This window comes from Aeromonas sp. FDAARGOS 1414 (assembly GCF_019047065.1).
In the GTDB taxonomy this organism is placed as follows: domain Bacteria; phylum Pseudomonadota; class Gammaproteobacteria; order Enterobacterales; family Aeromonadaceae; genus Aeromonas; species Aeromonas veronii_A.
The window spans coordinates 408927-420742 of sequence record NZ_CP077210.1 but is presented as its reverse complement, the minus strand read 5'-3'; the positions used below and the strand labels follow the sequence as shown (position 1 = coordinate 420742).

Annotated in this window: 10 protein-coding genes; 7 read left to right on the top strand and 3 right to left on the bottom strand. The window is 63.6% G+C overall.

All coding sequences use genetic code 11. The features are described 5' to 3' along the window. Positions 1 to 275: 275 nt before the first annotated feature. Positions 276 to 1193 carry an FRG domain-containing protein gene (locus I6L44_RS01930; protein ID WP_216953124.1) on the bottom strand — a complete coding sequence of 306 codons (918 nt, stop codon included), beginning with the start codon at positions 1191 to 1193 and terminating at the stop codon, positions 276 to 278. 271 nt (positions 1194 to 1464) lie between these two features. Here I6L44_RS01930 and I6L44_RS01925 point away from each other — a divergent pair, with 271 nt between their 5' ends. Beyond that, positions 1465 to 2322 (top strand): formate dehydrogenase accessory sulfurtransferase FdhD, encoded by an 858-nt coding sequence (locus I6L44_RS01925; protein WP_202001990.1) that lies wholly within the window; start codon positions 1465 to 1467, stop codon positions 2320 to 2322. A gap of 15 nt (positions 2323 to 2337) precedes the next feature. Then, positions 2338 to 3204 carry a helix-turn-helix transcriptional regulator gene (locus I6L44_RS01920; protein ID WP_216954315.1) on the top strand — a complete coding sequence of 289 codons (867 nt, stop codon included), beginning with the start codon at positions 2338 to 2340 and terminating at the stop codon, positions 3202 to 3204. A gap of 80 nt (positions 3205 to 3284) precedes the next feature. Here the strand turns inward: I6L44_RS01920 and I6L44_RS01915 are convergent, their stop codons facing one another. Both I6L44_RS01915 and I6L44_RS01910 read right to left on the bottom strand, forming a co-directional pair. After that, positions 3285 to 5366 carry a cache domain-containing protein gene (locus tag I6L44_RS01915; RefSeq protein WP_216953123.1) on the bottom strand — a complete coding sequence of 694 codons (2082 nt, stop codon included), beginning with the start codon at positions 5364 to 5366 and terminating at the stop codon, positions 3285 to 3287. Positions 5367 to 5397: 31 nt separating this feature from the next. After that, positions 5398 to 6753, bottom strand: coding sequence for a sigma-54 dependent transcriptional regulator (locus I6L44_RS01910; protein WP_029299487.1), 1356 nt, complete (start codon positions 6751 to 6753; stop codon positions 5398 to 5400). Between the two features lie 248 nt (positions 6754 to 7001). On the opposite strand from I6L44_RS01910, the gene I6L44_RS01905 reads away from it, so the two are divergent. The 5 genes from I6L44_RS01905 (at position 7002) to I6L44_RS01885 (ending at position 11776) form a co-directional block, all read left to right on the top strand. Beyond that, positions 7002 to 7844 carry a substrate-binding domain-containing protein gene (locus tag I6L44_RS01905; RefSeq protein ID WP_216953122.1) on the top strand — a complete coding sequence of 281 codons (843 nt, stop codon included), beginning with the start codon at positions 7002 to 7004 and terminating at the stop codon, positions 7842 to 7844. Positions 7845 to 7911: 67 nt separating this feature from the next. After that, complete coding sequence (locus I6L44_RS01900; protein WP_016351543.1) at positions 7912 to 8613, top strand: ABC transporter permease; 702 nt, start codon at positions 7912 to 7914, stop codon at positions 8611 to 8613. Between the two features lie 115 nt (positions 8614 to 8728). Next, positions 8729 to 9424: an energy-coupling factor ABC transporter ATP-binding protein gene (locus I6L44_RS01895; RefSeq protein ID WP_216953121.1), complete on the top strand. Its 696-nt coding sequence runs from the start codon at positions 8729 to 8731 to the stop codon at positions 9422 to 9424. Next, a complete protein-coding gene (gene mobA / locus I6L44_RS01890) occupies positions 9396 to 10034 on the top strand; it encodes a molybdenum cofactor guanylyltransferase MobA (RefSeq protein WP_216953120.1) in 639 nt (212 codons plus the stop codon). The genes I6L44_RS01895 and mobA overlap by 29 nt, the downstream gene beginning before the upstream one ends. Next, entirely contained in the window at positions 10031 to 11776 is a 1746-nt protein-coding gene (locus I6L44_RS01885) for a bifunctional molybdopterin-guanine dinucleotide biosynthesis adaptor protein MobB/molybdopterin molybdotransferase MoeA (RefSeq protein WP_216953119.1), read from the top strand. The genes mobA and I6L44_RS01885 overlap by 4 nt, the downstream gene beginning before the upstream one ends. The last annotated feature ends 40 nt before the right edge of the window (positions 11777 to 11816 follow it).

Genomic DNA, 11816 nt, shown 5'->3' with positions numbered 1-11816 from the left:
AAGAGTGGGGCCAAGGCCGGTTTGGTGGTTAATGGGGGCTTTGATGCGAGTTGGGACGTCGTGCGGGATATGGGTTGGCGCGGGCGTAGGTTGGCGCTAAGCGCAGCGAAGCCCAACAGGCGGCGTAAAACCAATCCGTCAGTGCTTGTTCGAGGGAATGGCAATAATCAAATAAGGCCGAATTATCCGATTATTGCCTTGATAAGGCTGTTCGCGGTAAACGTTGGGCTTCACTTCGTTCAGCACCAACCTACGATTTAGTCCGACATAATAAATTAAAGATCACTATTAATATCCGTGCCATAATCTTTATTGCTGATTATCCGTGAGTATATTGCATCCTGAACAGCTTTCCCTGCACCATCAGCACTAGGATAAATCGTTGCCGCATTAATACCAACTTTCAAGCAGAGGCGATATAAACTCAAAACTTCGGTTACCGGCAGAGTTAACTTTAATAGTGGTGTTTTTGGTAACCTTGAGAATTCATATTCAAGGCCAGATATTTCGAAATCACCACCTCGATGACCAGAATGAGGATGAACAGTAAACAAACCTGACTGAGCGGACACATGATTTGACGTGCTACCAGGAACTTGCACCACCTGAACATTCTGATAATCGCCAACTCTTTCCGTATTAAATACCCATATAGCTAGTTTGCTATTATCTTTCCAATTTACATGATTAGCCATGGCACTAGAAACAGCGAAATATACTGCTACATATGGTTGTTTTGTCCAATCAAGCAAACGAGTTGGAACCCCGTGATGCTGTGCTAAAGCCATTAATTCTATGAGTTCATGATTTGGCCAAAGTTCGGGCCTAATATAGTATCGGTCTTGTACTTGAGAACTTAAAATTTCACGACGAAATTTCATAGAATCATTTGGGATGCGAACCCCAATGCTATCACAGTATTTAGAAAATTCCTCTAGCAGACAAATTTCTGTAAACACCAATTCATCAGCCGTACATCTTCTGCCCATAAACTTCAACAATGGATTTAGATTTTCATTACGCAACAATGATGGAATAAGAGACCATTCGGCATCAGCTTGACCACGATAAACAATATTTGATGGTTCATCGAAAAATGATTTGGTCGGGCTCAATGCTTCCCATAGGTCACTTGCAGTAAAATAATTAATCTCTTCGAATGCGGGGAACGACATCAATTTATCCTGTATCATGATAGCTTCATGTTTTATAGACTAACTCACCACTACTCACCAAAGAAAAATGAGTATATGAGCCATCCATATACTCATGCGCTTACAATAATTTGTCCAGCCAAGTTTATACACTCAACCAATAAAATCTATTATGTCGCCAGCCTTCAATCAAACCCTTGCAGGGTAAGATTATGCCTGCAGTAGAAAGAGAGCACAGCCTAAATATTTTTTGGAACAAAACTTGCTGTATCCCTCCCCTTAGATCCCGGCAACCGGTCGCGAGGGGCCCATGACACCGACCTTTATCAAAAGCAATGCCGCCGCCCAGCTCACCATGGCCGTCGAGGTGATGGATGAGCAGGGCACAATGAACACCCGCCAAATCGCCTGTGAGCGGCCACTGACGGTCTACCTCAACTGGAAGGAGATAGTAACCCTGATGACACTGGGTGCCCGCCCCGAGGCGCTGGTACTGGGTTATCTGAAAAATCAGGGCTTTATCGAGGATATTGCGGCCATCGAGTCGGTGATTGTCGACTGGGAGAGCGAGGCCGCCGCCGTGGTGAGCAGCCAGCAGGCCGCCGATCTCGACAAGTCTCTGGAGAAGAAGACGGTCACCTCCGGCTGCGGTCAGGGCACCATGTATGGCAGCGTGATGAAGAAGCTGGAAGGGGTGGTCTTGGCGGCGCCCGAGCTTAAACAGAGCACCCTCTATGCCCTGCTCAAGGCGCTGTCGGCCCATAACGAAACCTACAAGATGGCGGGTGCGGTGCATGGCTGCGCCATCTGTCGGGGCAGCGAAATCCTCTCCTTTGTCGAGGATGTGGGGCGCCACAATGCGGTGGATACCCTGGCGGGCGAGCTCTGGATGCGCGGCGAGGCTGGCCACGACAAGATCTTCTACACCACCGGGCGGCTTACCTCGGAGATGGTGATCAAGGTGGCGCAGATGGGCATTCCAGTGCTGCTGTCGCGCTCCGGCGTCACCCAGATGGGACTGGATCTCGCCCGCCAGCTCGGCATCACCATGATTGCCCGCGCCAAGGGGCGCCATTTCGAGGTATTCAGCGGCCACGACCATATGGTGCTGGACGAGAAGCCGCCGGTGCTGGCGCCCAGTCCGGCTGGTCGCGGGATGCGGGATTAAACCATGAACGAGTTTATGAATGTGAAGCAGGTGGCCGAGTACCTCGATCTCAACGAGAAGAAGGTCTACCAGCTCGCCAACGAGGCGCGCATCCCAGCCACCAAGGCGACCGGCAAGTGGCTGTTTCCCCGCTCCCTGCTCGATCGCTGGCTGCTCGGCAGCTGCCACGAGGGGGTGATGAACGACCGGCTGCTGCTGGCGGGCTCGGACGACGTACTGCTCCACTACGCCAGCAGCCGGCTGGCCTGGCAGCTCGGCACCCAGGCACTGGTGGGCTACACCCCGTGCGGCACAAGGCAAGGGCTGGCGATGCTGGCACGCGGCCATGTGGATCTCTGCGCCATCCACTGGGGGCAGGCCGAGGAGGCGCACCTGCGCCACCCGGCGCTGGTACAGCAGTATCAGGGCCACCGGCAATGGGTGATCGTTCATGGATTTCGCCGGGTGCAGGGGCTGGTGCTGCGCCAGGGATTGCAACCCAAGGAGGCGAAAGAGGCGCTCGAGTGGCGCTGGGCCATGCGTCAGGAGGGGGCTGGCAGCCAGCGCGCCCTGCAGGAGTGGCTGCAAACGCAAGGAGAGTCGCTGACCCGACTGGATCGCACCCTCGAGGTCAACAGCGAGCGGGAGCTGGCCGCCGCCATCAGCCGTGGCGATGCCGACGTCGGGCCCGGCGCCCAGAGCACCGCCACCGAGTTTGGCCTCGGCTTTATGCCCTTGTCGCAGGAGTGCTTCGATCTGGTGATGCCGCAGGGGGTTTTCTTTCGCACCCTGCTGCAACAGCTGATCGGCTGGCTGCAATCCCCCGAGGGGCGTGAGCTGGCGGCCCGCCTCGGCGGCTATGACCTGAGCCAGAGCGGCAAGCTGGTGTGGAGCCAGCAGTAAATAACCACTCACCCACAGACAAAACAGCCCGCCAACCATGTTGACGGGCTGTTTTTATAACGGGCCTTTTTATAACAGCATCAATCGCTTGTCTCACGACCCTCGGCATTGAGGGCGATGCGCCACCCTTCCAGTTTCGCGGGCTCGCTGCCGCTTGGCAGCAGGGCATGGCTGCGCAGGCGGATGGTAAAACAGCTGCCCTGCCCCGGGGTGGAGTCAACCAACAGCTCCCCGCCCCAGCGGCTGATGATGCGGTGGCTCAGGGCCAGCCCCAGCCCGGTGCCGGTGGCGCGGGTGGTGAAGAAGGGGTCGAAGATCTTGTCGATGATGGCGGCCTCGATGCCGCTGCCGTTGTCGATGACCCGCACCTCGGCCCCCTGCAGGGCCCCGGTGTCATCCAGCCAGTCGCGGCTCTCGACCCGGATCTCTCCCTGCTCCCCCAGCGCGTGGCTGGCATTGACCAAGAGGTTTATCAGCACCTGCAACAACTGCTGACGATCCGCCTCGATGGGCTGCTGGGCCCTGAGATCGGCCACCAGCTCCACCTGCTGCTGACGCAGGGCGGAGCGCACCAGGGTCAGGCTCTCCTCGATGATGGGATTGAGGTGCTGCCACACCGGTGCGGTCTCGTAATCGCCGGGGCGCGAATATTGCAGCAAGCTGCGGGTGATGGCACGAATGCGCTCGATCTGGGCCAGCACCAGTGCCAGCTCCTCGCTCACCGGCGCGGCCGCCTCCCCCAGCTCCAGCTTCATCAGCTCCACATTGCCGAGGATCACCGCCAGCGGATTGTTGATCTCGTGGGCCACCCCGGCACAGAGCTCGCCAAGGGCCGCCAGCTTCTCGCTGATCAGCAACTGCTGGCGCGCCTGGGTCAGCATGTGGATGTGGTGCTCGAGCTCGGCGGTCTTCTGCTCAAGGCTTTGGGTGCGCTCGGCCACCTTCTGCTCCAGCTGGTCAGCGCTGCGGGCCAGCTGCTGCTGGTGCGCCGCCTGCTGGTCCAGCATGGCGTCGAACTGGCGACCGAGCTGGGCCAGCTCGTGGTCAGGGTCGAGGGCCAGCACGCCGATGCGGGCCGGCTGACCCGCCTGCACCTGGCGCACCACCTTGTGCATCCGCTCGATGGGGGTGAACAAGTCCCGCGCGCCGCGATAGACCAGCAGGCCGGAGAGCAGCAGCAACACCACCACGCCGGAGCCCAGCTCCAGCAGGTTGGTGAGGTAGGTACGGATGATGGGCCACTCGAGAAAACCGACGTAGAGCATGCCGATGCGCTCGCCATTGGCGCCCAAGAGCGGCTCGTAGCCCGACACATACCAGGCGTCGTGCACGAAGGCGCGATCAATCCAGGGCTCACCGCGTCCCAGCACCTGCTCGCGCACCGGCGCCGAGACCCGGGTGCCCACCGCCCGCCCCAGCTGGCGACTGCTGCTGGCGGGCACGTTGGTGCTCACCCGCAGATCGCCGAGAAACAGGGTGACGGTGCCGATGCTGCCGGCCGGCAGGGTGTTCTTGGCAAACACCTGGCCCTTGAGCTCGTCCACCAGCCGGGTGCTGCCGTTGATAAGCTCGCCTCCCTCCAGCACGCCCCAGAGGCTGCCGTCCCGCCCCATCACCGGGGTCAGCGAGAGGCTGACCAGGCCGCGGGTCTCCTGCCCCGCCACCGGATCATATTCCCGCTCCAGCACGGCGCGGCTGGCCAGTGCCGGCGAAAGCGCCAACAGTTGCTCCCGCGACCAGACCACGAAGTGGCTGATGCTGCGCCCGGCGGCGAGGGCCGCACGATCCTGCGCTGGCAGCAGATCCAGCTCGCTGCCGCTGCGCAGGCGCAAAAAATCGAGGCCGTAGTTGGCGGCCAGCGGCATCACCCATTGGCGCAAGCGGGCGGGGGATTCGCGCAGCTGCAGCTGGAAGGCCCAGGCATCGCGCAGGTGTTCGAGGTGCTCGGTCTGACGCTGCTGCTGCACGCTCACCGCGTGGTGGGCCACGCCCAGGTCGCTGCGCACCGTGGTGAGCAGGTTCTGCCAGCTGTAAGTGAGGGTCCAGTAGAGAGTGAGCCCGATCATGCCGGCCAGGGTCAGCATGATGGGCACCGAGGTGAGCAGCAGCAGCCGCCAGCGCACCTTGGTTCTGAGCAACCCCGGGATCTGCGCCAGCCTCATAACTCACTCCGGCTACAACAGGCGAGCCGGCTCATTCGATGGCCCACTCCTTGAACTTGCGCTCCAGGGTCTTGCGCGCCACCCCGAGCACCCGGGAGGCGGCCGACTTGTTGCCATCATGGCTCGCCACCACCTGCAGGATGTGGGCCTTCTCCACCTCGGCCAGCGCCCACTCCAGCGGATAGCCCTCCTCACCCCGTGCCGACTCGGCCGGTTTGGCGCTCTGCCAGTACTCGGCGGGCGGCTTGCCCAGCAGCAGGCAGCGCTCGATCAGGTTACGCAGCTCGCGCACGTTGCCGGGCCAGGGGTAGGCCTGCATGGCCACCACGTCCTCGTGGGTCCAGTGCAGGGCGCCCATGCCCATCTCGGCGGTGAGCTGGCGGGTGAAGTGGTGCACCAGGGCGGGGATGTCGTCGATGCGCTCGCGCAGGGGCGCCACCGGCAGCGCCACCACGTTGAGGCGATAGAAGAGGTCTTCACGAAACCGGCCCGCCTCCACCTCCGCCTTCAGGTTGCGGTTGGTGGCGGCGACGATGCGCACGTCCACCGAAAGCTCCCGCTCGGCCCCCACCGGGCGGATGGCCTTCTGCTCCAGCGCCCGCAGCAGGGAAGCCTGCATGGCGAGCGGCATCTCGCCGATCTCGTCCAGAAAGAGGGTTCCCTGATGGGCGACCCGGAACAGGCCGTCGCGCCCCTTGCGGGCGCCGGTAAAGGCCCCCTGCACGTGGCCGAACAGCTCGCTTTCCAGCAGTTCGGGGGCGATGGAGGCGCAGTTGAGCGGCACGAAGGCCCCCATCCGGCCGGAGAGCTGGTGCAGGGCGCGGGCCACCAACTCCTTGCCGGTGCCGGACTCCCCCTCTACCAGCACGGCGGCGTTGGAGGGGGCGACCCGGGCGATCAGCGTCTTGAGCTCGCGGGTCTTGGCGCTGTCGCCGATCAGGGTGGGCGGGAACAGCTTGCTTACCTCCCGGCGCAGCAGCAGGTTCTCCCGCTCCATCTGGCGGCGCTCGATGACCCGGTCCACCGCCTGCACCATCTGATCCAGGTTGAAGGGCTTAAGAATGAAGTCACTGGCGCCGAGGCGCAGCGCCTTGAGGGCGGTCTCCATGTCGCCGAAACCGGTCATGAAGATGATGTCGCTGCGCCGGGTGGCGGGATCGATGGCCTCGTGCCACTCGATACCGGAGCGCCCCGGCAGGCGGATGTCGGCGATGATGAGATCAAAATGCAGGCGGCAGCGCAGGGCTTCGGCCTCCTCCACGCTGGCGGCCGTCTCTATCTGGGCGAAGCGCCGAGCCAGCGCCTTGGCGAGGAAGCTGCGCATGCCGGGTTCGTCGTCGACGATAAGCAAGGAGAGGGCGGACCAGCGGCTGGCGGGTGCAGTCATGAAAAAAGTACCTCAGATTCGACAAGGTTCCGGGATTGTCCCACCGACCTTATAAACTGTGGGACATTTTGTCGCTAACCGGCCCCAAGTGCCAACTCCGTTTATTAAAAGCGACGGTGCCATCACGCAATTAGTACGCTTAACCGACTGTTTTCACATTAAAAACTGGGCCGAACAAGGCTCGCGGTCAGCTTGGCACCCTGCTTGCTTAGTCCTGCCCTCTCTCCATCACCGGGTACCCTGACATCATGATCACAGCCACAGTGCGCAAACGCCTCGCCCTTGCCCTCTCCTCCGCCCTGCTGCTCAGCCTGCCGCTCTGGAGCGCTGCCAGCTATGCCGAGACCAAGGCACCCATCCGCCTCGCCACCACCACCAGCACCGAACAGTCCGGCCTGCTGGGCTGGCTGCTGCCCCAGTTCACCAAGGAGACCGGCTACCCGGTGCAGGTGATGGCGGCCGGTACCGGCCAGAGCCTGAAGATGGGCGAGAACGGCGACGCGGATCTGGTGATGACCCACGCCCCCTCTGCCGAGAAGGCCTTCGTCGAGGCGGGCTTTGGCATCGAGCCTGAGCACCTGATGTACAACGACTTCGTCATCGTCGGCCCAGCGAAAGATCCGGCCGGTCTTGGCAAGCTGCACGATGCCGCCAAGGCGCTGCAGGCCATCAAAGAGAAGGGGCAGACCTTTATCTCCCGCGGGGACGAGTCCGGCACCCACATCAAGGAGAAGACCCTGTGGCAGGCGGCCGACGTCAAGCCCGAGTTCGCCGGCTACAAGTCCATCGGCCAGGGCATGGGACCGACCCTGACCATGGCTTCGGAGCTGGGGGCTTACACCCTGACCGACCGCGGCACCTGGCTCGCCTACCAGAGCAAGCTGGATCTCGCCGTGCTGCTGGAGGGGGACAAGCGGTTGTTCAACCCCTACCAGGTGATCCTGGTCAACCCCAAGCGCTACCCGGATCTCAACACCGAAGGGGCCCGTACCCTGAAGAACTGGCTGGTCTCCCAGCACGGCCAGCAGCTTATCGGTGACTTCAAGGTGGCCGGCCAGCCGCTGTTCGTGGCCGACGCCAAGCCGCAGTGATGCCACGACCGCTCCTGCCCGACCAGCCCCTGGCGCCCCTCGCCACCTTGAGTGACGGAGGCGCCCGGTGCCGACCCTGATCGAGACCACACTGGCGGCCCTGGCGCTGCTGTTCAGTGGTGACGCCGAACTGTGGCAGGTGGTGGGGGTCTCCTTCTCGGTGTCGGGTCTCGCACTCGGGCTGGTGCTGCTGCCGGCCCTGCTGCTCGGCTTCGCGCTGGCCTATCTGCCGATCCCGGCCCGCTGGCTCTGGCTCTCCTGCATCAATACCCTGCAGTCGGTGCCGACCGTGGTGATTGGCCTCTTGCTCTACATGCTGCTGTCGCGGGCCGGCCCCTTCGGCGACTGGAAGATGCTGTTCACCCAGCAGGCCATGGTGGTGGGGCAGATGCTGATCGCTTTTCCGGTGATCGCCACCATGGCTCACGCCGCGTTCGTGCAGAGCGATCGGCGCGCCTGGGAGACCGCCCGCACCCTGGGGCTCTCCTGGCCCAGAGCGCTGCTCGGGCTGATGCGCGAGTGCCGCTTCGGCCTGCTGGCGGCGGTGATCGGCGCCTTCAGCCGCATCGTCACCGAGGTGGGCTGCTCCATGATGGTGGGGGGCAACATTTTGCACTTCACCCGCAACATTCCCACCGCCATCGCGCTGGAGACCCAGAAAGGGGCCTTCACCCAGGGGGTGGCGCTCGGCATCGTGCTGTTGGCCCTGGCCCTGCTGCTCAACCTGTTGCTGACCGCGTGCCGTGGTCACAGCTATCTGAAGAACTGACCATGACGCAGCGCACGATTATCCATAACCAAATGCTGCTGACCCCCTCTCTGTCGCGGTCACGGTTATGTGAAGAACCGACCATGCCCCCACCGTCCCTCCACCGGAGTACGCCATGGCCCTGACCGCCCACCAGCTGATGATGCGCTTTGGCGAGCGCGACCTGTTCCAGATTGAGCAGCTCTCCATCGCGGCCGGCGACGCCATCTGGCTGCGCGGCGCGAACGGGGTGGGCAAGACCACATTGCTCAAGATCCTGGCCGGCCTGCTCACTCCGACCCGGGGCCACACCAATCTCCCCTCTGGCTGGCGCGGCAAGCTTGGCCAGTGGCTCAAGCGCGATCCGGGGCCTGGCCGGGTCACCTACCTGCACCAGACCCCCTACCTGTTTGATCGCAGTGTGCACGACAACGTGGCCTGGGCCCTCGGCCATCGCGCCGCCGACGAGGTGCGGGTGTTCGAGGCGCTGCGCCGGGTCGAACTGGAGAGCCTGGCACGGGAGCACATCAGCATTTTGTCTGGCGGCGAGCGCCAGCGTCTGGCCATGGCCCGCGCCTGGGCGCTGCAACCGGCCTTTCTGTTGATGGACGAGCCCACCGCCAATCTGGATGCACATTCGGTTGCCCTGATGGCCGCCATGGCGCAAGATCTGCGGGAACAGGGCAGCGGCCTGGTCGTTATCAGCCACCAGAGCAACGATCTGACCGACCTGTGCGAGCGGCAATGGACCCTCGCCCGGGGCCGGCTGCACGAACCCACTCCTTTGAAAATCATCGAGCGACATGACCTCAAACAGCGAACCTCGTACTGACCGCTTTCCCGTCTCCGCCGTGGTGCTGGCCGGCGGCCGAGCCACCCGCATGGGGGGCGCCGACAAGGGCTGGGTCGAGTTGGCGGGCCGCCCGCTCATCGACCACGTGCTTGACCGACTGAGGCCCCAGGTGGACGAGATCCTGATCAACGCCAACCGCAGCCAGGCCCGCTACCAGGCGCTGGCCCCGGTCATCGGCGACGACAACCCCGACTATCTCGGCCCACTGGCCGGCATGCAGGCAGGCCTTGCCGCCGCCCGCCACAACTGGGTGCTGTTCGTGCCCTGCGACGGCCCCGCCCTGCCCCGCGATCTGATGGCGCGCTTTCGCACCGCCCTCACCCCGGCGACCGAGCTGGTGGTGGCCCATGACGGCGACTGGCTGCAACCCGTGGTGGCCCTGCTGCACAAATCCCTGCTCCCCTCCCTCTCCGCCGCGCTGGCCGAGGGAGAGCGCAAAATCGATATCTGGTTTGCCCGCCACCAGATGGCGGTGGTGAGCTTTGCCGACCAGCCGGATGCCTTCATCAATCTCAACAGCCCGGACGAGCTGGCCGCCTACGAGGCGCGCCTGCCAGACTCCGCGACCGGACAAGGAGCCACCTCATGACCCCGGCCCCCACCCTGCCTCTGCTCGGCTTTGCCGCCTGGAGCGGCACCGGCAAGACCACCTTGCTCGAGCAGCTCATCCCCCTGCTGGTGAGCCGCGGCCTGCGCCTCGGGGTGCTCAAGCACGCCCATCACGACTTTGACATCGACCAGCCGGGCAAAGACAGCCACCGCCTGCGCCAGGCCGGCGCCAGCCAGATGATGGTGGCCTCCCGCCGCCGTCACGCCCGCATCGTTGAGACTGATCTGGGTGAGGCCGATTTTCGCGAGCTGCTGGCCAGCTTCGATCAGCGCAGCCTCGACCTGCTGCTGGTGGAAGGGTTCAAGCATGAGCACTTCCCGAAAATCGAGCTGCACCGCGCCGCCATCGGCAAGCCGCTGCTGTTCCCGCTTGATCGCGACATCATCGCCGTGGCCAGCGATCAGCCCGCAGAGACCACCCTGCCCCGGCTCGACATCAATGATTTGGACGCCATCGCCGACTTCGTCTGCCACTGGCTCAAAGAGAGTCAGACGCAGGAACAGGAGGCTGGCAACGGCTTTCTGTCGGTCGAGGGGGCGCGTCAGGCCATTCTTGATGCACTCGCCCCCTCTACCCGCAGCATCGACCTGCTGCTCGCCCGCTGCCACGGCGCCGTGCTGGCGGGGGATCTCGTCAGCCCCATCAATGTGCCGCCCCACGCCAACTCGGCGATGGACGGCATTGGCCTGCGCAGCGACGATCTCGCCGCCGGCCGCTGGCAACTGGTGGGAGAAGTGCTGGCGGGCCAGCCGCGCAGCGAGCCGGTACTGGCCGGACAGGCGGTGCAGATCATGACCGGCGCCCCGCTGCCCCCCGGCGTCGATACCGTGGTGATGCGCGAAGAGACCCAGCTTGACGGTGAATGGGTCAGCGTCAGCGCCCCCATCAAGGCGGGGCAGAACGTGCGTCAGGCCGGCGAAGATCTGGCGCTGGGGGCGGTCGCCATCCCGGCCGGCACCCGCCTCGGTGCCCCTCAGCTCGGGCTGGCAGCATCCCTTGGTCAAGCCCGGCTCAGCGTGCGCGCACCGCTCAAGGTGGCGCTGTTCAGCACCGGCGACGAGGTGCAGGCACCGGGCGAGACGCTCGCCCCCGGCCACATCTTCGACAGCAACCGCTTCACCCTGATGGCGCTCATCGCCGGGGCTGGCTGCGAGGTGATGGACCTTGGCATCATCCCCGATGATCCAGTCATCCTGCGCCAACAGCTGGCACAGGCCGCGGTCGATGCCGACCTGGTGCTGAGCTCGGGCGGGGTGTCGGTGGGCAATGCCGACTTCATCAAGCAGGTGCTCGCCGAGCTTGGCCAGATAGCCTTCTGGCGCATCCAGATGCGGCCGGGCCGTCCGCTCGCCTTCGGCAAGCTGGGGCAGACCCCCTTCTTCGGCCTGCCCGGCAACCCGGTAGCCGCCATGATCTGCTTCCTGCAATTCGTCGAGCCCGCCATCGCCCGCCTGCAGGGCCGGGTGTGGCAACCGCTGCGCCTGTCGGCACTGGCCGAGCAGCAGATGAAGAGCCGACCCGGGCGCACCGAGTTCCTGCGCGGCATCTTCCATCAGGACGCCAGCGGCGTGCTGCGGGTGCGCACCACCGGGCCGCAGGGTTCCGGCATCCTCAGCTCCATGAGCGATGCCAACTGCCTGATTGAAATCGTCCCCGCCCAGCCAGCCATCGCGGTCGGCGAGCGGGTCTGGATCCACCCACTCCAGGGACGAGTGGCCTGATACCGGTCTCCACCCCGCCGGGCGTGGCGGGGTGGTTGCC